At 43.0% G+C, this 20,472-nt stretch carries 21 protein-coding genes and 1 riboswitch; of the genes, 8 read left to right on the forward strand and 13 right to left on the reverse strand.

Features of this window, described 5'->3' with window-relative positions:
* Positions 1 to 52: 52 nt before the first annotated feature.
* The 3 genes from CLV38_RS09640 to CLV38_RS09650 all read left to right on the forward strand — a co-directional run bounded on the left by CLV38_RS09640 (position 53) and on the right by CLV38_RS09650 (position 2,958).
* Positions 53 to 493 (forward strand): organic hydroperoxide resistance protein, encoded by a 441-nt coding sequence (locus CLV38_RS09640; RefSeq protein ID WP_106194779.1) that lies wholly within the window; start codon positions 53 to 55, stop codon positions 491 to 493.
* A 679-nt stretch (positions 494 to 1,172) separates the two neighbouring features.
* A complete protein-coding gene (locus tag CLV38_RS09645) occupies positions 1,173 to 2,468 on the forward strand; it encodes a Y-family DNA polymerase (RefSeq protein WP_106194782.1) in 1,296 nt (431 codons plus the stop codon).
* A gap of 70 nt (positions 2,469 to 2,538) precedes the next feature.
* Positions 2,539 to 2,958, forward strand: a complete 420-nt coding sequence (locus tag CLV38_RS09650; protein WP_106194785.1) for a hypothetical protein — start codon at positions 2,539 to 2,541, stop codon at positions 2,956 to 2,958.
* A gap of 98 nt (positions 2,959 to 3,056) precedes the next feature.
* Here CLV38_RS09650 and CLV38_RS09655 read toward each other — a convergent pair whose 3' ends face one another.
* The 5 genes from CLV38_RS09655 to CLV38_RS09675 all read right to left on the reverse strand — a co-directional run bounded on the left by CLV38_RS09655 (position 3,057) and on the right by CLV38_RS09675 (position 8,140).
* Positions 3,057 to 4,016, reverse strand: a complete 960-nt coding sequence (locus CLV38_RS09655) for a folate family ECF transporter S component (RefSeq protein WP_106194788.1) — start codon at positions 4,014 to 4,016, stop codon at positions 3,057 to 3,059.
* A 119-nt stretch (positions 4,017 to 4,135) separates the two neighbouring features.
* Positions 4,136 to 4,232, reverse strand: a riboswitch (THF riboswitch).
* A 53-nt stretch (positions 4,233 to 4,285) separates the two neighbouring features.
* Positions 4,286 to 4,858 (reverse strand): 5-formyltetrahydrofolate cyclo-ligase, encoded by a 573-nt coding sequence (locus CLV38_RS09660; RefSeq protein ID WP_106194791.1) that lies wholly within the window; start codon positions 4,856 to 4,858, stop codon positions 4,286 to 4,288.
* A gap of 14 nt (positions 4,859 to 4,872) precedes the next feature.
* The gene (locus tag CLV38_RS09665) at positions 4,873 to 5,724 is read right to left on the reverse strand and encodes a bifunctional 5,10-methylenetetrahydrofolate dehydrogenase/5,10-methenyltetrahydrofolate cyclohydrolase (RefSeq protein WP_106194794.1); all 852 of its coding nucleotides are present in this window, start codon (positions 5,722 to 5,724) and stop codon (positions 4,873 to 4,875) included.
* 81 nt (positions 5,725 to 5,805) lie between these two features.
* Positions 5,806 to 6,456, reverse strand: a complete 651-nt coding sequence (locus tag CLV38_RS09670) for a cyclodeaminase/cyclohydrolase family protein (RefSeq protein WP_170068871.1) — start codon at positions 6,454 to 6,456, stop codon at positions 5,806 to 5,808.
* A 13-nt stretch (positions 6,457 to 6,469) separates the two neighbouring features.
* Positions 6,470 to 8,140, reverse strand: a complete 1,671-nt coding sequence (locus CLV38_RS09675; protein ID WP_106194800.1) for a formate--tetrahydrofolate ligase — start codon at positions 8,138 to 8,140, stop codon at positions 6,470 to 6,472.
* Between the two features lie 250 nt (positions 8,141 to 8,390).
* Here CLV38_RS09675 and CLV38_RS09680 point away from each other — a divergent pair, with 250 nt between their 5' ends.
* Positions 8,391 to 8,612, forward strand: coding sequence for a DUF378 domain-containing protein (locus CLV38_RS09680; RefSeq protein WP_106194803.1), 222 nt, complete (start codon positions 8,391 to 8,393; stop codon positions 8,610 to 8,612).
* A gap of 100 nt (positions 8,613 to 8,712) precedes the next feature.
* Here the strand turns inward: CLV38_RS09680 and ald are convergent, their stop codons facing one another.
* The 3 genes from ald to mgsA are packed head-to-tail and all read right to left on the reverse strand — an operon-like array spanning position 8,713 to position 10,485.
* Positions 8,713 to 9,828 (reverse strand): alanine dehydrogenase, encoded by a 1,116-nt coding sequence (gene ald / locus CLV38_RS09685; RefSeq protein WP_106194806.1) that lies wholly within the window; start codon positions 9,826 to 9,828, stop codon positions 8,713 to 8,715.
* Positions 9,829 to 9,852: 24 nt separating this feature from the next.
* On the reverse strand, positions 9,853 to 10,050 hold the full coding sequence (locus CLV38_RS09690) for a hypothetical protein (RefSeq protein ID WP_106194809.1): 198 nt from the start codon (positions 10,048 to 10,050) through the stop codon (positions 9,853 to 9,855).
* A 12-nt stretch (positions 10,051 to 10,062) separates the two neighbouring features.
* The gene (gene mgsA, locus CLV38_RS09695) at positions 10,063 to 10,485 is read right to left on the reverse strand and encodes a methylglyoxal synthase (RefSeq protein WP_106194812.1); all 423 of its coding nucleotides are present in this window, start codon (positions 10,483 to 10,485) and stop codon (positions 10,063 to 10,065) included.
* A gap of 169 nt (positions 10,486 to 10,654) precedes the next feature.
* Here mgsA and CLV38_RS09700 point away from each other — a divergent pair, with 169 nt between their 5' ends.
* The 4 genes from CLV38_RS09700 (at position 10,655) to CLV38_RS09715 (ending at position 14,224) form a co-directional block, all read left to right on the forward strand.
* Positions 10,655 to 11,173: a type 1 glutamine amidotransferase domain-containing protein gene (locus CLV38_RS09700; RefSeq protein ID WP_106194815.1), complete on the forward strand. Its 519-nt coding sequence runs from the start codon at positions 10,655 to 10,657 to the stop codon at positions 11,171 to 11,173.
* A 734-nt stretch (positions 11,174 to 11,907) separates the two neighbouring features.
* Positions 11,908 to 12,645: a methionine ABC transporter ATP-binding protein gene (locus CLV38_RS09705; RefSeq protein ID WP_106194819.1), complete on the forward strand. Its 738-nt coding sequence runs from the start codon at positions 11,908 to 11,910 to the stop codon at positions 12,643 to 12,645.
* Positions 12,638 to 13,324, forward strand: a complete 687-nt coding sequence (locus CLV38_RS09710; protein ID WP_106194822.1) for a methionine ABC transporter permease — start codon at positions 12,638 to 12,640, stop codon at positions 13,322 to 13,324. Before CLV38_RS09705 ends, CLV38_RS09710 begins: the two co-directional genes overlap by 8 nt.
* Before the next feature lie 24 nt (positions 13,325 to 13,348).
* A complete protein-coding gene (locus CLV38_RS09715) occupies positions 13,349 to 14,224 on the forward strand; it encodes a MetQ/NlpA family ABC transporter substrate-binding protein (protein WP_106194864.1) in 876 nt (291 codons plus the stop codon).
* Positions 14,225 to 14,301: 77 nt separating this feature from the next.
* Here CLV38_RS09715 and CLV38_RS09720 read toward each other — a convergent pair whose 3' ends face one another.
* The 5 genes from CLV38_RS09720 to CLV38_RS09740 all read right to left on the reverse strand — a co-directional run bounded on the left by CLV38_RS09720 (position 14,302) and on the right by CLV38_RS09740 (position 20,470).
* Positions 14,302 to 15,216 (reverse strand): nuclease-related domain-containing protein, encoded by a 915-nt coding sequence (locus CLV38_RS09720; RefSeq protein WP_170068872.1) that lies wholly within the window; start codon positions 15,214 to 15,216, stop codon positions 14,302 to 14,304.
* Between the two features lie 663 nt (positions 15,217 to 15,879).
* Positions 15,880 to 17,127, reverse strand: coding sequence for a metal-dependent hydrolase family protein (locus CLV38_RS09725; RefSeq protein WP_106194828.1), 1,248 nt, complete (start codon positions 17,125 to 17,127; stop codon positions 15,880 to 15,882).
* Between the two features lie 93 nt (positions 17,128 to 17,220).
* Positions 17,221 to 18,657 (reverse strand): amidase family protein, encoded by a 1,437-nt coding sequence (locus tag CLV38_RS09730; protein WP_106194831.1) that lies wholly within the window; start codon positions 18,655 to 18,657, stop codon positions 17,221 to 17,223.
* Between the two features lie 153 nt (positions 18,658 to 18,810).
* Positions 18,811 to 19,593, reverse strand: a complete 783-nt coding sequence (locus tag CLV38_RS09735) for an ABC transporter ATP-binding protein (protein WP_106194834.1) — start codon at positions 19,591 to 19,593, stop codon at positions 18,811 to 18,813.
* Position 19,594: 1 nt separating this feature from the next.
* Positions 19,595 to 20,470: an ABC transporter permease gene (locus CLV38_RS09740; protein ID WP_106194837.1), complete on the reverse strand. Its 876-nt coding sequence runs from the start codon at positions 20,468 to 20,470 to the stop codon at positions 19,595 to 19,597.
* Positions 20,471 to 20,472 lie beyond the last annotated feature (2 nt).

Raw genomic sequence — 20,472 nt, forward strand, 5'->3', positions numbered from 1 at the left:
TTTTTTTTAGTGCTATACTGATAATAGACTAAAGAAAAGGAGCGCGATCAGTATGCCAGATAAAGTTGTTTATACGACGTCCGCAGTCAATATAGGAGCTAGAGATGGTGGGAACAGTCATACACCTGACCATTCATATGAAGTAAAAATAGCTCCCCCTAAAAAAATGGGTGGAGATGGAGAAGGAACAAACCCGGAACAACTCTTTGCTCTAGGTTACAGTGCCTGCTTCCATTCAGCCTTGAACCATTATAAAAAAGAAGAGAACATCGAGAATAACTCTCAGGTGACATTGACAGTACACTTGCTGAAAGATCCTGAAGATGGTGGATTTAAATTGAGTGTGGAAATCGAAGTCGGTGTAGAAGACATGTCCGAAGAACAGGCTCAAAAACTGGCAGAGAAAGCTCACGCATTCTGCCCTTACTCAAAAGCGACAAAAGGAAACATCGAATCAACAGTTAAAGCTGTACCTTACGTCGAAGGAAAATAACTGTTACGATTCAATCAGTCAGTCGATGCTTATTCGTCGCTGATCCAAAAGGGAATCCCATCGAGACTGATGGTGGTTCTCTTTTTTTGTCCGTTTGGTGAAAAGTGGTTGGGGTGCTTTGGCGCACCCCTTCCTTCTTATCGTTTGAGTCTGCCGAAAATCCTTCACTTGAGCAGACTCTCTTCCAGTACACTTTTGAGTCTGCTGAAGTAGCATTCCCTTAAGCAAACTCTACGGTACAGTTAAGTTCACTTAACGCAAGCAGTCAGGACTTTAGCACACTCAAGTCCTACTGCCCCAGACTTTACCAAATTCTGTCTGACTTCGGCAATCTGCCTGCTTAGTTCACTCCCACTTTGTCGAACCCCCTCGCTCTTCAGCAGACTCTACATTTTTCTTCACTTTAGTTTACCGAACGTGCACCATCTTCAGCGTTCTCAAAACTCTTTTCACTTCCACTTTGCCGAACCCCATTTTCTTCTTTTATTTTTCCCTGCCTTCTCTTTAATTTAAGAGCAACTATGCCTTGTTGTTTCACCTTTTCATTACGTTTTCAGCCTGTTATGCTGCAGTCATTCTGTAGAACTGCCTCAAGTTTCCGGACGCGTTCCCCTTGACGAACCGAATATATGTTCCTATAATTAAAACAAACATACATTCCCGTAAAGGAGGAGCTGTTATGTTACAAATTATGGATTACTCTAACGAGCCCTGCAGAGATATTCTATGTATCGATGTGAAGTCTTTTTTTGCCTCAGTAGAAGCTGTCGAAAGAAAGGAGCACCCCCTTAAGGCAAAAGTGGCAGTCGTGAGTAAACCAGATAATAACGGCGGATTAGTACTGGCTTCCTCTCCTATGGTCAAAAAATTATACGGAATCAAAACTGGGACACGCGTGTATGAAATTCCAAAAGATGCCGCCATTGATGTCGTTGAACCGCGCATGGCTTTATACTTAGAGAAAAATATAGAGATCGTCAACATATTCAAACGCTTTGTGGCCGAAGAAGACCTTCATGTCTATAGCATCGATGAATCCTTTCTGGATGTCACCCATTCTCATCGTCTGTTTGGCAGCACAGAAGACATAGCAAAAGAGATTCAGTACCTTATCTGGAAAGAAATGAAGCTGGTCGTAACTATTGGCATCGGGGATAATCCGCTCCTTGCCAAGCTGGCACTGGATCATTCAGCCAAACATGACCGAAGCAGCAATTTTATAGCGACCTGGCACTATCAGGATGTCCAGGACACTGTGTGGGAAATTGCTCCCCTGAGAGATTTTTGGGGAATTGGATCCAGGACAGAACAGCATCTGCAGCGTATCGGAATCCATTCCATTTACGAGTTGTCCCAAGCTGATGTGAGGAAACTGAAAAAACGATTTGGTGTGATAGGTGAGCAGCTCTTTTTTCATGCACATGGCATAGACCGAACCCTGTTATCTGAAACATTTACGCCGAAAGCAACCTCTTTCAGTAAAAATCAGATTCTTAACAGAGATTATGTTGAAAAGCATGAAGTGGAGATTGTGATTCGTGAAATGGCAGAAGAAAATGCGACACGACTACGCAGGCATCATCTGACGACCGGCGTGGTCAAACTAAGTATCGGTTTTTCAAAAGATATAGATGACCGCGGATTCAGTCATCAGCTGCCTATTGAAAAGACGGATTCGTCTAAAAAAATTATCGAAGGGCTGCTCATCCTGTTCAATCGCTATTATAAACGTGTGCCTGTGCGGGTCGTCAATGTTACTTTCGGAAAAATCGAACCTAAGTCCGCCCTGCAACTCTCACTGTTTGATTCCGCGGAAAAACTGATCAATCAGGAAGATCTGGATCAGACAATCGACTCGATCAGACATAAATACGGCTACACCTCACTCCTCCATGCCAGTAGCCTGTCCAATGGAGGTACGGCACTCTACCGCTCCAAATTACTAGGAGGACACCGATCGGGTAAAGAAAGATGACCTATCTGGTGCAGTCGCTGCGTGTTACTTATTTTTATTATAACTATTATCAAGGAGGAGGCTGGTTGAAATGGCACAAGACATCATCAAACTCTCCCCAGACGCTTTAGGCTATAAAGACAGGGGGAAAATGAAATGGATGGGCATGATGTTATCTGATCATGCTGAAGCATTAAAAAAACAAAAGAAAGACACTCAGTCCGCAATCATCGTTCCTAAAGAGAAATTATCTCTTGAAGAACTCAGTACATTACTGTATAAAAGTTACACGCTCCAGAAACCGCTCGCCATTCAGCTGAACATTGTCAAGGATGGGGGTTATCTGCCTGATATAGAAGGTGTAGCAAAAGGATTTAAGGATGATCAGGTCTATATAAAACTGCGTGACCACAGGACCAGACAAATCCCCTTGGACGATATCCGTCATATCCACTGGATCGATTCGGCTCAATGGTTTGAAAAATACCAGCGTCAATCTGTTTCCGTTTAGTCTTCCCGGCACGTTTCTCAACATGATAAAACACCCTGCAAAATGTAGAAGACAAGTGGTCTTCACTCTTTTGCAGGGCGTTTTTCTTAAGATACTAGTTACGTTCGTGCGGTTGAATATTTCAGATAGACTCTTCTCAACTGCTTGTTGTTTGCTATAAATTGAACAGTAAATACACGCACAACTATCATGATGGCATTTTGAATCAGTCTTGGCGGCAGGAGCACAACGATCGGGTTTTGCGTTAAAATACGCAGCCAGATAGTGTTCAACGTCAGATTGATGAACAGCGCTATGAACACCTCTGCCATTATAACGCGTTTAGTTGATACCTCACGCTTATGCAGAAACAAGCCATATGCCATACCTGTCAGAAAAGCCGAGAGTGTAAATCCGGGGAAAAACCCTCCCACACCTCCCCCAATAATAAATCCCAGCAGATCGGCTAAAACGGCAGCTACCCCTCCGACCCATGGACCAAAAAGCATCCCTATCAAAGCGGTCGGCAGGAAAGCAAAGGTTATCCGAACAACCGGCGTCGTGATCCCGATCCGCCCGAGTGTTATGTTCATCGCCACAAGCAATCCGATGATCGCTATGCCTTTTGTCCGATTACCCAGACGCCACTGTGATAAGCGGACGGCACGGTAAATCAGCAGCCACACATAAAACAAAAAGGCAATGCCGTAAATCACACCGCTTCCTTCATAAACCACGTTTATGTGAAGAATCTCCCGCTGAAGGAACAAGACATAAGCCGCTCCCGTTATAAGGTTCCCGAGCAGCAGACTGATCAGGATGCTTTCTTCCTGCAGTTTTCTTGTGACATACAGTCCCAGAGAAAAAAGGACACCTGTAAAGGCAAACAAGACGATGCTATCCGTTAATACCATCTGCCAGTTACCTGTCTGGCCCAGGACATAAGCCGCAGCGTCTGTTCCGATCTGCATCCTCAGGTAGGGAATCACAAACGAAATAAAGAGAGGGGCCAGGACCCCTATAAAAATATACTGTAAAAAAACATTCTGACGGTCGTCAGTACGTGGTGTTGCTGTCATAATCGAAGATCTCCTTTAATTTTAATTCTTAACCAGTGTTTGCACTGGTCAAGTGCATTAAACTGAGTACGGTAGCCTCAGAAAAATTAAAGAGTCCTCGCCAAAAAACTAGCTAGTTTTCAAGCGGATGCAGAGAGAAATCGCAAAACCACCGTTTTTTCGTCTGGAGGCAACATCCCATCCACCCAGCACTTAACGTTTCTCTCTTACTCTTTTTTCCTTCTTTATTATATGTTAGTCGGTTCTCTTACTCAATAGGGCAAGGTAACTTAATTGACCAGAGTTGCTTTTTGAATCCCTTCTTCTGTAATCAGAAACCCTACAGGAACGTCATGAGGTTCTATGGGAAATGAGTCGACCAGCTGATTGGAATGAAGGAGGGACACGGTTGGGCCTTTGAAATCAGACAGGAAACGGTCAAAATACCCGCCTCCATAGCCAATACGGTAGCCAGCCGGTGTGAAAATCAGTCCGGGAACGATCAGTAGTTTAATTTCTTCAGGGTTCAGGCGCTTCGTCTTCTCCGGCAGTGGTTCCTCAATCCCAAAGTATCCTTTTTCAAGCTGATTAAAAGATGTCAGCTCATAAAAATCTAAGCCTTTCGTCTGATGGTCAGATTTAGGGACACAGACGCGTTTCCCTTCTTCCCATGCTTTTTCGATAATGGTACGGGTATCCCACTCTCGTTCGCTGGATACGGTCACCCCAATACAATCGGCTTCATTCCACAGCAAAGAATCAAATAAATGATCCTGCAAATCGTTTTCTGTCTGATTTCGTTTGATCCATCCAATTTCTTCCAGTGAAAGCAGCATACCTTTTCTTAATTCTTCTTTCCCCATCATCTCTTCCCCCTTTAGTTAGAGCGCTGATTCCATGCGGCCTGAGCCACCTGTTCAGCCAAAATTGCTGTAGTGATCGACCCGACTCCCCCAGGGACGGGGGTAACAGCGGATGCTTTTGCAAAGACTTCGTCGTATTTGACATCTCCGACTGGTTTGCCGTCTTTGTATCCAAATCCGACATCCACTACGACAGCCCCTTCTTTAATGTAGTCAGCCGTGACCAGTTCGACAGCCCCCGTTGCTGAAATGACGATATCAGCCTGACGCGTGTACTGTTTAACATCTTTCGTTTTAATGTGCACATTCGCAACACTTGCTTCCCGGTTCAACAGCATGATTGTCAATGGTTTCCCCACCACAGGACTACTGCCGATTACACACACATCTTTTCCTTCTACTTCTATATCATAAAAATCAAGGAGAGCCATGACGGCTTTAGGTGTACTCGGAAAAAGAGCGATCGGATCATTCTCAACTAACCGTCCCAGATTTTCAGGTGTCAGCCCGTCAATATCCTTGTTTGAGTCTAAACAGCGGGCAACGTCATTACGTGAAAGAGTCCCCGGAAGAGGCTGCATCACTAACACCCCATGAATATCAGTATTCTTGTTTAATGAGTCGAGAGCCTGAAGAATTTCTTCAGAGCTTGTTTCCTCTTTAAAGATAACGGGTTCTACTGCTATTCCCGCACGCTGCATCGTTTTGATCGCTGCGTTCTCATAGGAAACAGAGGATTCGTCATCCCCCACTCTTACAATAGCCAGAGTCGGGTAACAGTCAATCTTTTTCAAATCCTCAATCGTCTTTTCTGTCTGCTGAAGTAATGCTTTTGCTACAGGTTTGCCTCGTAATTCCTTAGTCATAAAGTCCCTCCATCTTAAGTAACTGATCGATTAACAAATGAGCAGTACTTATTCACCCTAAGTACTGCTCATCTTTAAAAACTATAGTGAATCCGGCCACTCATTTTTCTCAAGAAAATAATTGATTGTTTCACGCAGCTCCTGCACTTTCTTTTTCCCGCTGGCGACGCGCTCAAAAGCTTTATCTTCTATAACGACTCGTTCGGCTTCATCGGATAATAGCTTTGTGTTAATTGTAACGTTTAATACAGCCGTTTCCAATACCGTTTCGATAAATAAAGCAGCAACCATTAAATCGTTGATGATTGTTCCGCTCATTTTCATTCGTGTCAGCTGTTCAAGCAAACCAATTAGTTCGTGGCTTTTATCCAGCATCGTGAGAGGCGGCTGAGCTGCTCCCCGGATCGCTTTTTCAACTGCTTCCTGTCTAATTTCTTTTTCTCCAGGTGTTTCTTTGGGCAATTTATAGGCCATCAGCACCGGTTCGAAGGCAACGGCATCATCTTTTGCCAGTTGTTCAAAAAACGATCGCGCGCTCTGTGCCTGATCCAGTACCTGTTTTATGTCATCAGCGTGCTCTGTGTATTTCTTTTTATCTTTTTGAATATCAGCGACCATTCGGATAAGAGCAGCACTCATAGAACCAATGTAAGCTGCTGCGCTTCCTCCACCTGGTGTGCCCTCTTTTTTTCCTAATTCCGTTAAATAATGCTCGATCGTCAATTCGTTCATATTCTTTCCCCCTTTAAAACAATCCGGAGATTTTACCTTCATCATTTACATCCACCTGGACAGCAGACGGCACTTTAGGTAAACCCGGCATCCGCATGATGTTGCCTGTGAGTACAACAATAAAGCCCGCACCGGCTGAGACAGTCAGATCTCTTATATTAACTTTGAATCCAGTCGGCCGTCCAAGAGCCGTTGCATTGTCTGACAATGAATACTGAGTTTTAGCCATACAGATCGGCAAGTCGCCATAACCTAATTTTTCCAGTCGTCTGGCCATTGTTCTTGCTTTTTTAGTCCATTCTGTTCCTTCACCACCATAGACGGACTGGACGATTTTTTCTACTTTTTCTTCTATTGGATCACTTAATTCATACGCATAACTCAGCGTTGATTCGCTTTCAGTCAATTTAACGACTTCTTCAGCTAATTCAATACCGCCTTCTCCACCTTCTGCCCAGACATTTGACTGGACCACTTTGCTGCCGGTGTCTTCGATGGCTTTTTTCAGTACATCCAATTCTTCCTGTGTATCACCAGGGAATGCATTGATTGCTACGATAGCCGGTAAAGAGAAAGTGCCCTGGATGTTTTCAATGTGTTTCAACAGGTTAGGCATTCCTTTTCTAAGGGCTTCAGTGTTTTCTTCAGCCAAATCAGTCTTTTTAACCCCACCATGCATTTTAAGCGCACGAATCGTTGCAACAATAACGACGGCATCCGGTTTGATGCCACCCATACGGCATTTGATATCGATAAATTTTTCGGCACCCAGATCGGCTCCGAATCCAGCCTCAGTGACCACATAATCCGCGTGCGCCAAAGCCATTTTAGTCGCCAGCAGACTATTACATCCGTGAGCGATATTGGCGAATGGTCCGCCATGGATAAATACAGGCGTATGTTCAAGCGTTTGAACCAAATTCGGTTTAAGAGCGTCTTTCAGTAAAGCGGCAACTGCGCCTTGAGCATTCAGCTCACCTAGTCTGACAGGTTCATTGTCAAACGTATAGCCGATCAGGCAGTCTTTCAACTTCCCTTTCATTTCAGCCATTGAGCTGGACAGGCAGAGGACGGCCATTATTTCTGATGCAACTGTAATGTCGAATCCATCTTCTCTAGGCATCCCATTTGTGCGAGCACCGATTCCACTGATGATCGAGCGCAGCTGACGGTCATTCATATCGATTGCACGTCTCCATGTGACTCGACGCGGATCGATATTCAGCTCGTTTCCTTGATAAATATGGTTATCGATCATGGCCGCTACTAAATTATTGGCGGCTCCAATGGCATGAATATCGCCCGTGAAGTGCAGATTAATATCCTCCATTGGAATAACCTGCGCATACCCGCCTCCAGCTGCGCCCCCTTTTATGCCAAAAACTGGTCCAAGTGACGGTTCACGTAATGCAATAGCTGTTTTTTTACCTATTTTCTGGAGGGCATCTCCCAAACCAACAGAAGTCGTGGTTTTACCTTCTCCAGCAGGAGTAGGATTGATAGCTGTAACAAGAATCAGCTTTCCGTCTTTTCCTGTAGTATTATGTAGTGCGCTGTAATCAACTGTTGCTTTATATTTCCCATAATGCTCTAAGGCATCCTCTTCGATCCCTAACCTCTGCGCGATTTCTCCAATTTGGAAAATGTCTGTTGCCTGAGCTATTTCAATGTCACTTTTTACCATTCTTACCCCTCCTGTATAATATAATAGACTAGTCCCTTTAAGGACAACCACCCTTTTGTAAATGGTTACATACTGAATTCATTTTTACTTTTTCAGTATAACATAGAGTTAACCCTTGCCCAGTCAATTTTCTTTTTTCTATTCGTTTTCACCTTTTCATAAATAATCTCCAGCACTTGATGAGAAACAATCGACTTTTATTCATAAATTTCGTATCATAAGGATATAAGAACATAGAGGAGGACCTAGTTTGAAAATAATTGACCGCGCGGCGTTGACCATTCTCATTATCGGTGGGATCCATTTATTACTTATCGGTTTAATTGGTTTTAATGTAGTAGAAACAGCATTTGGCGATCCAGAGCAGTGGGGTGTTCGCATTGTTTATATCCTTATCGGCTTAAGTGCGTTATGGTGCTTTAAATATTATTCATTTACCCCAAGAGGCGGGAGTCGTTTGAAAGACCGTTAATTGACTACAGTAAAAAAGCTCATCCCCGCGGATGAGCTTTTTATGTGGAAGGGGCGAAACAGAATCACCCAATCGTTCTATTCCGTTTATCTATCTATGATCAATTAAGCAATGTCCCTAACTCAACGTAGTCATAGTTCAACTCGTTTGCCACAGCTTCATTGGTTATTTTCCCTTTATAGCTATTGATACCTGTCGCAAGTACCGGATTTTTAGTTACGGCCTTTTCGACGCCCAAATCGGCGAGCTGGAGTGCGTAGAGGATCGTATCGTTTGTCAGTGCGATAGTCGACGTCTTGGGTACAGCACCAGGGATATTAGCAACTGCATAATGAAGGACTCCGTGCTTTTCGACGGTTGGCTGATCATGTGTAGTCGGCTCATCCATCGTCTCAAAATTCCCACCCTGATCGATTGCTATATCCACAACAACTGTTCCTTTTTTCATTGACTTGATCATCTCTTCAGTCACCAGTTTAGGTGCTTTCCGTCCTGGTATCAGCACAGCACCAATAACTAAATCAGAGTTTTTAACCGCTTTTGCGATATTAGAGGGTGTAGAAGCAAGTGTTTGTATGTCTCTGCCGAACAAGCGAGTCAATTCTCTCATCCGTTCCGGATTCAATTCGATAATGTTGACTTTTGCCCGCATACCGATTGCCATTCGAGCAGCATTTTCACCGGCAACGCCTCCACCTAAAATCGTGACTGTCCCACTTTCGACACCTGGCACACCGCCTAAAAGCATGCCGATACCACCCGCATGTTTTTCCAGATAGTGCGCCCCTATTTGAACAGACATTCTGCCTGCAACTTCACTCATCGGTGTCAACAATGGCAGCTTGCCATTCTTCTCAACTGTCTCGTATCCGATGGCTGTCACTTCGTTCTCGACTAAAGCCTTCGCCAGTTCCGGAGCAGCTGACAGATGCAGGTACGTGAATAGGATAAGGCCTTTTCTAAAATACGTATACTCTTCTTTTAACGGCTCTTTGACCTTCATGATCATATCTGACTGATTCCATACCGCGCTGGCTGACTCAGACAGTTCTGCTCCACTATTAGTGTAAAGGTCATCTTCAAATCCACTGCCGACTCCGGCATTTTTTTCAATAAGTACACGATGACCATTATCGATCAGTCGTTTAACATTAAAAGGTGTAAGTGCAACACGGAATTCATTATTTTTAATTTCTTTTGGAACGCCAATTATCATAGGGACAATCCTTTCATAAATAAGTTATATAATAAAGTATGTCAAACACAGTAAGAGCCCCATGATGATAAACAGTAACCCGCCTACCTTATGAAGCTTTGGAAACCACTCAGGGAATTGACTATCTGTTCCTGCCCGGTGATGACCGGTTTTCTTTTTATCTGAGTACTTAAATGAAATATAGCCGTAAACGATCAGAGCCAATCCAACTAATAACAGCATATTACCGCCCCTTTAAAAATGTAGAGAATCACGGTCTTGTCCTCTGGAAACGTCACGCCAGTCATAAAATCCAGCGTCCAGTCCTCTAAGCAGGACTTCTGCCGATCCCATATTCGTTGCCAGTGGAATTTCATACACATCGCATAGACGTAAAAGTGCTGAAATGTCCGGTTCATGCGCTTGTGAGGTCAATGGGTCACGGATAAAAATCACCAGATCCATTTTATTATCAGATATATAAGCACCGATCTGCTGATCACCACCAAGTGGACCTGATTTGAACCGGTGTATATCCAACCCGGTTTCTTCTGCAATACGAGAACCTGTCGTGCCCGTTGCAAACAAGTTGTGTTTCTCAAGAATGAGCTTGTACGCCTCTGTGATTTTCACTATATCGTCTTTCTTCTTATCATGTGCAATCAACGCAATATTCATTTACTGTTTTCCTCCTTTAAAAAGGATCTATTTTTCACATCATAACATAAACTGAAGAGTTTTATCGTACAAAAAAGTTGACTGAACAAGGGGCTTCAAATCGTTTCACTTGCCCGAATAATTTTGAGTCGATACACTATAAATAGATCAAACAAGGAGGAATTTGAATATGAGCAAAAAAGTAGCTGTCGTTATAACTAAGTTATTTGAAGATGTGGAATTCACTTCGCCTAAAGAAGAATTGGAAGGTGGCGGACACACGATCACCACTATCGGTTTCGAGGCTGGTGAAACAGTAGAAGGTAAAAAAGGGGAAGCATCAGTGACCATCGATAAAGGGATTGATGACGTTTCTCCAGAAGACTTTGATGCTTTACTGATTCCAGGTGGCTTTTCACCCGATCAGTTGCGTAAAGATGACCGTTTCCTGGCATTTACCAAAGCATTCTCCGATGACAGAAAGCCCATCTTCTCAATCTGTCACGGCCCTCAATTACTGATTAATGCGGAAGTTGTAAAAGGCAAAGATATTACTGCCGTTAAACAAGTAGCGGTTGATTTAAAAAATGCCGGCGCAAACTTTTATGACAAGGAAGTCGTTATTGATGAGTCCGGACTGATCTCAAGTCGTACACCAGATGATTTACCTGCATTCAATAAAGCTATGATCGATGCACTTAGTGAGTAAATTATTATTTTCAAGGGCTAAATGCTTAGACAATTTTAAGGATTTAACTTGACCAATTTGATACACTATCAATGTGGAAATAAAGTACACCTTTCTTTTCTCCCCAAAAGAAGTTTAACTGGATCCCCCGAAACAGTTAAGCAGTCTTTGAAAAGAAAACTCATTTGATACCACAATTCTTTCTCCCCGGATTGAATAGTTTATACTCAAATGAAATAGAGACTTTACGTCTTATCCCCAACCGTCTTTTCTAGAGGAAAAGGCGGTTATTTTATTTGCCGTAGTGCTTCGCATCTGCTAGAACATAAACCTATGATTTATCATGAATTGGTCATAATTAATTCAAATTTTAATACTATACTTTACTCATACCCACAACAACCAACTTATTTTTTGGTAACAACACTCCTCCAAGTGTTTGTTACCACTCCTTTTTTACCACTTGTCGATTTGTCGGCAGGTGGTTTTTTCTGTCTAAAATTCCCTTTAAAAACAATATTGTTTATAATAATCTTTTATAGCACCCTCTTATCCCATTGCCCAAAACAGGCTGTTCTTCTTATTCTAACAGTCTTCAGAGACCTTTTGTGTTTTTTCAGCGTACTCAATTTAATAATGACCGGGTATTCATTAAAAGGAATAAGCTCTGTTTTTATTGCTTACCTTTTATTTACTCCCTATAATTAGCTGTGTTGTTTAAACAGCGACGTGCTAAAAGGAGGTCTATAGACACTTTGATCAAACTCCAACACATCGAAAAAACTTTTTATAGTAAACAAACTGAATTCACAGCTTTGAGTAATATAAACTTATCGATTGAAAGCGGGGAATCTTTCGGGGTCATTGGAGAAAGTGGTGCAGGAAAGTCTACTTTACTTCGAATGATCAATGCACTTGAATCTCCAGATAAAGGATCGGTAAGTGTGGATGATGTCAATTTGACTCAGCTGTCAAAGAAAAAACTCAGACTGCAGCAGAAACAGATCGGTATGATTTTTCAGCAGTTCAATCTGCTTAACAATAAAACAGTAGCCGACAATGTACGCTTGCCACTTACCCTGCATAAGTACCCTAATGCTTTAACAGTTGATGAGGTGCTGGACTTTGTTGGATTAGCCGACAAGAAAAACAATTACCCTCAGGAACTAAGCGGTGGTCAGAAACAGCGAGTAGGTATTGCCAGGGCACTTATCACACGTCCAAAATTATTATTATGTGATGAACCCACTTCTGCCCTTGATCAGAATACGACTGAAGAAATTGTCGAGGTGCTTAAAAAGGCTCATGAGGAATTTAAAATGACGATCGTAGTCGTGACACATGAACTACTTGTCATTAAAGCTTTGTGTCAGCGTGCCGCCTTGATGGAGCAAGGTCAAATCAGGCAGATCGTACAGGTCAACCGTTGTGAGAGCAAAGAAATCGTTGTTCCCTATCTGGAACGGGCAATCGAGGTGCTGACACATGACTGAGTCCATTTCGCTATACATTGAACGTGTCATTGAATTTTCGCCACGGTTGATTGAAAGTTTATGGGAAACAGGAATCATGCTGTTTTTTGCCATGATTGCTGCCATACTGCTTGGGATTCCTGTGGGAACACTGCTTTATCTGACAGCCGACACCCGACCGATGGCCAATCGTTTCCTGAATCGCCTACTAAATATACTGGTCAATATTATTCGTTCATTCCCGTTTCTTCTATTAGTGGTCGCCATGCAGCCCTTTATCAGGCAAGTGTATGGTCGAGCAACAGGAGACCCTATTGCCGCATCATTTCCAATGGTTGTTATTGCTATTGCTCTGTATGCCCGTTTTGTTGAACAATCTCTGATGGAAGTACCACGGGGCATTACAGAGACCGCACAATCAATGGGCGCGACGAACTGGCAGCTAGTCTGGAAATTCCTGTACGTCGAAGCAAGGAGCAGCCTGGTTATCGGCTTTACCACTGCCGTCATCAGTTTTGTCTCCTACTCCACTATCATGGGTGTGGTCGGAGGCGGCGGAATCGGGGACTTCGCTATACGGTACGGTTACCAGCGTTACGAAACAGATATTATGTACACCGCTATTGTGCTGATTATCATATTAGTTGAGATCTTCCAGTGGCTGGGATTGAAATTGGCAAAAAGAATAGATAAAAGATAGTAAATATAAAGGAGAAAAAAGATGATGATTAGAAAAAGTTTATTACTAGGAAGTACTGCCCTACTGCTGGCAGCCTGTGGAGATGCAGCAGATGATACCGCTGAAGAAAACACTGGAAATGAAGTGGAAGACACTACTGAAGAAACGGCAGAAGATACGGGTGAAGACGTTGTTATCGAAGTGGCCTCACACTTGCCTCCAATGACTGACATCGTCGAAATCGCTGGAGAAGTGATTGCAGACGGTTATCGTGTTGAATTAGTCGAAGTCTCTGACAACATTCAATTCAACGAAGCGTTACTCAATGAAGAAGTAGATGCAAGTTTTGCCCAGCACGAACCCTTTATGAAAATGTTCAACAGCGAGCGTGATGGAAATCTGGTAGCGATGCAGCCTATTTACAATGCCATCGTTGGTTTTTATTCTCCTGTTTATGATTCGATCGATGATATTGAAGAAGGGGCTGAAGTCGCACTGCCAAGTGACCCGTCAAACGAAGCACGTGCCCTGATGATTTTAGATCACTATGAGTTGATTACATTAAGTGAGGATGTCACATTTGATGCGACTGTTGATGACATTGAAGACAATCCGTATGACTTTACCTTTACAAGCATCGACTTGCTCAACTTGTCTTCCGCTTATCAGGATGGCGTAGAACTTGTTTTCAACTATCCGACTTACATTGAATCAGTGGACTTAACACCAGAAGATGCTTTATTCCTTGAAGAGGATGATGACTTTACCTTCTCTATTCAATTAGTTGCCCGAGAAGATAACCAGGATTCAGATGCGATTCAGGCCCTACACGACGCATTCACCAGTCAGGAAGTCTACGATTTCCTAGACGACCTTGCAGATAATGGTCATTTAGAACCTGCCTTTGAAGTAAATGAGTAACTGAATAAGTAACGGATCAAGGGTCAGACTGCTTAGCAACTTAAGCAGTCTTTTTTTATACACGATACTCCCTATGGTCATTCGTAAACTCTACCACTCGTTTCCCCGGCAGCAATATAATGATCCTTCAGAATTTTTCTTATCTTTCTAAAATGAACAACTTCACCACACCAGTTGTTTACATTTGTCGTAGTCAATTTAAGTTCTGGAAACAGGAACTGCATTTCTTCAATATTATTAAGAATCACTTCTCCTACAGAACTTTTAAAGAAACAGGATTTACAGTAACAAGATCTTTGAGTAATCAGCAATTCAAAAGAACCACAATTCTTACACGAGAGCCCTTTTTTCAATTCTTCATAATTGTAGTAAGGGAGCTGCTTCTGCATTGGCATTCCACTGTTTTCAAGTTTTCTGAACCTGTTGGCGAGGTAATGTTGCTCTTTCGTGAGCATTCTACTTCTGCTGTTGATCTTTAGAAGGTACTCCTCGATTTGATTCGGCATTAAAATAGGATCATCGATTTTAGCATTATACAAGCTGAATAGTGGGTTGACGAACACCACATTGGCTTCCACTTTGCTCGTGCTGTTCCACTCTTTCAGCAGCTGATTGATAAACGACTCCATTCTGCTCAGCTGAATCATTGGATTCGCCACATCCTGTCCTTGAATAGTGCTTAATCCATCTGAGTTCCTAATGTATTTCCCAGAATAATTTTTGATCTCAAAAAGATAGAGTGTGTTTGACGTGATGATGATTGAATCCACCTGAAATGTTGTACCGTTACTGACCAGCAGCAGATCATTTAATACAATCATCTCTTTATCAAGTATGGTCTTAACAAGGTCATCAAAACAGCGTTCGCCTTTGAATCCTTTTTGCAGGTTAACAAGGTATCGTTTATCGGTTTCATTCAGATCAATGCGTTTATCTAAATAAATCAAGCCCTTCAGCAGATGAGATTGTTCTCTTTCCTTCAAAATTTCCATTGTCATCCCTCCTTGTTATAAATATTGTCTATTTAATCAAAAACTGATTTTTTTCATACCCTTTTTTTCCTTTTTTCTTTATTTGTGTGTGACTTAAGTATACTCTGGGAAAGCTTCATTTCAGTGAACCGAACTAAGCAGTGGTATGGCTAACTAGAACGTGCCTCTTACTGGAGTTGATCGAATTTGCTGTCTGCTGAGTAAACTCCACTAACTTAAATCCCCCACTTTGCTTAACTAAGTTCAACTTGGGTTTGCTCAATCCAAAATTTTCTCCACTTTACCTAACTAATAACCTCTTCGACAAACCTGTCAAAAAGATGACCTCCACTTAGCTAAAAGGAACTCCACTTCGGTCTACTCTCCTCAGGATTATCTTTGAGTGTCCTGAACTTGATTACGACTCAGTTCACCCAGTGTGAAACCAAGTTGGAGTAAGCCTAAGACAGGTTAATCATTCTTTGAAATACCGCCTATCAAGTTCGAACTGAAGTGAAGCAAGTACTCACAATTTTTTAATGCAGTACATACTCGTCAGCTGACGAGTATGCTCCTCTCAAAACGCTCTATATAGTGAACAGACTCGTTCAGGAAACGAGTCTGGACCTTCCTGAAAGGCAAAAAAAATCAGCCGGATCATCCGGCTGATTTCCTTATTTCACTTTACTTAGTCAAGTGGTTCTTTTCGATTTTTCCGTCTTTGATAACGAGCTGAATCGTGTCGTTAGTTGATAAGCTGGCAATGTCTTCCAGCGGGTTGCCTTTAACAACAACGATATCTGCCAATTTCCCTTTTTCCAAAGTCCCCACTTTATCCTGCCAGCCTAAACATTCAGCAGCTGTTTTTGTAGTGGCCACGATTGCTTCCATCGGGCTCAAACCGACTTCAGTCATCAATTCCAGCTCGCGAAGATTAAGTCCATGTGGCATAACACCGGCATCAGTTCCCATTGCAATTTTAACGCCCGCTTTGTGAGCTTTAGCCACACTTTCCTTGTGCGCTTCGATAGCATCTCTAGCTTTTTCAACAGCTGAATCGGGCATACCTGACTCTTTTGCCAGTTCCAGTACAGAAACAGGTGCAAGCAACGTCGGCACCAGAAATGTTCCATGTTCTTTCATTAAATCTATCGCTTCGTCGTCAAGGAAAATACCGTGCTCAATCGAGTGAATGCCTGCTCTGACGGCCTGCTTAATGCCTTCTGCACCCTGCGCATGTGCCATGACCCGAATCTCTTTTCTAAAACGGGCTTCTTCAACGATAACTTTTAGTTCGTCTAAGGTAAACTGAGTGAATTCTGGGTGATCCGTTGGACTTAGTACACCACCCGTTGCGTGTACTTTAATGACTTCAGCTCCTGCACGAAGCATTTCACGCACCTTTTTGCGGACTTCTTCTACTCCATCTGCTCGCCCATCCGGCATGCCAGGGTAATTAGCCTGCAGCAGTTCTACAGTTTGTCCTGAAGTCGTGTACCCATCTCCATGTCCGCCGGTAATCGTCAAAGCATTGATACTTAACTGCAGACGTGGTCCGGAAATCAGGCCCTCTTCAACTGCTTTTTTGACTCCCAGATCTGCCCCCAAAGCATCTCTGACAGAAGTGATGCCGGCATCAAGTGTTTTTTGCATATAGTGTGCAGCCTGGTAAAATCTGAAAGAAAATGGCGTCTCCAGTCGTTTCTGAACGGCTTCATATTCCATCATAACGTGCACATGCGTATCAATAAAGCCCGGCAAAATCGATCCACCCTGTGCGTCAATGACCTGTTCCTCACCGGATAGCGAGTAATCACTTTCTTCTCCTACAAAGATCAGTGTATTTCCTTCAAATACAACGATGCCTTTGTCAAGTGGCTGATTTCCATGACCATCAATAAGACGTCCGTTTTTGACAACTGTTTTTCCCATACTATCTCCCCTAGCTCTGACTATTTTCTTTATTGTAACGGAAGAATAGGATGAATACTATAAAAAGATTAAGAATAAATGGCATTATTCTAATTATTTAATCAGTTGTTCTACTGCATAAGCGATCTCCAGCAGCTCAACATCTTTGCCGCTCTTTCCAATAACTGTCACACCGATCGGTTCACCCGTCAATCGAGTATAGCCCGGTATAGTGACAGCTGGATAACCTGATGCGGAATACAAGACTGTCCCGTAATTACTTAAGGTAATCAAAACATTCACTGTTTCAAATGCTTTATCTAAGGCTTTACGTGACAGGCTCTGATTAGACGAGATCATCTCATTGATGTCTTTACTTCCCAGGCCATTCTCTGCCGACTGTTTTAACAGTTCCTGATTGTAGGGTGCCCTATTCTCCAAGTCTTCTTCATTGAATGACATGATTGTTTCCAGAGTCAACTTATTCTGAGAATCAGCAAAAAACGCACGAATACCTTCATTCATTTCGAATTTAAAAACAGGTAGATAATCAATATTAAAGGCTGCATCGTCCACTATTACTTCTACACATTCTGCTCCAGCTTTTTTCAGTTTCTCCTGGACGGACTGCATGATGGTCTCATCTTCATCACGGTAGACCATTTTGGCTCCATCGTTATCTAAGATCCCTGCTTTTATATCTTTCAACTGGACATGCCATGTTGCTTCCTCTTTTACAGGTGACATCCCTTTGAACAGGCTGTATGTATCCTGAACCGTTCTAGCAATCGGTCCGGCCGTATCGTGAGTTTTAGATATAGGAATAATGCCGTCCTGCGATACTAAACCAAGTGTGGGCTTCAGACCGACTACTCCATTTTGACTTGCCGGATAGATGATGGATCCGGACGTTTCACTTCCAACTGTCAAAGGAGCGAGTCCCAAAGCGGCTGCAACAGCACTTCCCGCACTTGACCCTCCCACATCAAACTGTCCAAACGCATTTTTCGTCTGTCCGCCAATCGCTGAGTATCCGTTTGAGCTTTCTGTAGACATAAAATTTGCCCACTCAGATAAATTAGTTTTGCCTAAAATCAGAGCCCCTTTTTCTTTGAGTCGTGTAATCAATTCCGCATCGGCATCAGCCATATGCTCTTTCAAAACGGCAGCACCTGCTGTTGTCGGCAGTCCGGTCATGTTGACATTGTCTTTAACCAGAACAGGTAAGCCGTAAAGCAGATCATGTGTTTCATCATAGCTCATTTTCTCAGCCTGTTCGATTGCCTCTGGATTTAACGAAATAACAGCATTATACTCTTTCATCCTGACGACTTGATTCCAGAAACACTTCACTAGTTCAGAATAGGTCAGCTCATTGTCTCGAACCATTTTCTGCAGTGACTGGACATCACTTTGAATCACTTTCTCCATTAAGGTTTCATCTATATCATACTCCTTGTAGGTGTCGACCTTTTTGTATGATGATTCTTTTGGGTGTATGTACTGCTTGTTGATTTGTCCCTTGATGTAGTCGTCATTATTGAACCCCATTAAAAATCTCCCCTTGTATTCAATTTAATATATAGCTCACTCTTTTTATTATACACAAAAACTGAGTTGTCTCTCCTGATCATGTTTCAGGAAAGGCACTTCAGTCTCTGTAAACTATCCATTACCTCTTCTTAGATGTCCCCCCAAAAACCCTTAAATGCCTGGCGACACCTGCTCTTCTTCAAAAAGAACGAAGAGATCTTCCAAAGTCAGTTTTGCTTTTTCTTCTTTGTTAAGATCCAGTTTAATTTTCCCGTTTTCCATAACAATGAGTCGGTTGCCGTAAACCAGCGCATCTTCCATCCGGTGAGTGATCATCAGACAGGTCAACTGGTTTTCTTCGATCACCTGATCTGTCAGTGCCATCAGTTTTTTAGATGTTTTTGGATCCAAGGCAGCCGTGTGCTCATCAAGAAGCAGCAGATCGGGCTGTGTCAAAGTCGCCATCAGCAAACTAAGCGACTGTCTCTGCCCACCTGACAAGTGTCCAGTAGGGGTGTCCAAATGTTTTTCCAGTCCGTTTCCGATCGATTCGCATATCTTTTCAAATCGCGTTCTTTGTTCTTTCAATTTTCGTGGAAGAATGTACCGTTTTTTCCCTCTCTTCAATGCCAGCAGCAGATTTTCTGCGACAGTCATCCGTGGAGCAGTGCCCATTTTTGGATCCTGAAAAACACGAGATATATACTTGGCTCTTTTTTCTTCCTGCCAGTTGGTTACCTCCTGCCCACTTAATGTCACTGTTCCACTGGTCAACAGACTTGTCCCTGTAATACTGTTGAATAGAGTGGATTTACCGGCTCCATTTCCGCCGAGTACTGTTACAAAATCTCCTTTGCGTATCGTCAAGTCTAAGTGATCTAAAATCGTATTGTCTAGATCTGACTCATTTGGGATGGTTTTCGTTGCCTGATGCAGTTTTAGTAATGTATCCATGTCACGCCTCTTTTCCTATCAGTGTTCCAAGTCTTAATCCTTTTCTCAATTGAGGAATCATCAAACAAATCGCCAGGATCGATGCACTGTAGATGCGAATATATGTTGTGTCGAATCCCAGACGGATCACGCCCAGAAGCAGCAGCTGGTAGGCTATGCTTCCGATAACAACGGACAGCAGCCGTTCACCTAACGTGACATCTTTGAAGACAACTTCTCCAATAATCAGTGATGCCAGCCCAATAACGATAACGCCTGCTCCGCCATTCACATCAGCATAGCCATTGTTTTGAGCAATCAAAGCACCTGCCAGCGCAATGATTCCATTTGAAAAAATGAGTCCAATGATTTTCATGCGATCAGTCTTGATCCCGAATGAACGAGCCATTGTCTCATTATCACCCGTTGCGATATAAGCCTGCCCCAAACTGGTATAGAAGAAGAACAGGAGCAGACTGATGACAGCGATCAGAACGATCACTCCAACAACCACTCTGTCGAAATAAGCCGGGAGGAAATCAAACACGTCGTATACACGCGGGAAATTAAGCAAGCTTAAATTGGGACGCTGCATCACGTAAAGAATGACTGAATGCAGGCCGGTCATCACCAGTATCCCTGATAGTATGACTGGGACCTTTCCTTTTGTATAGAGGAGACCCGTTATAAGCCCCGCCCCCATCCCGGCCAGAAAAGCCAGCACCATTGCCAGTAGCGGGTGTAACCCATTGACAATTGCAGTCACCGCTACAGCAGCGCCGAGCGGGAAAGACCCTTCTGCAGTCAGATCCGGAAAGTTTAAAATCCGGTATGTTGTGAATATACCAATACCTAATACAGCCCATAACAGCCCTTGTGCAATTGCGGATATCAACATGT

The organism is Alkalibacterium olivapovliticus (assembly GCF_003003275.1).
GTDB lineage: Bacteria > Bacillota > Bacilli > Lactobacillales > Carnobacteriaceae_A > Alkalibacterium > Alkalibacterium olivapovliticum.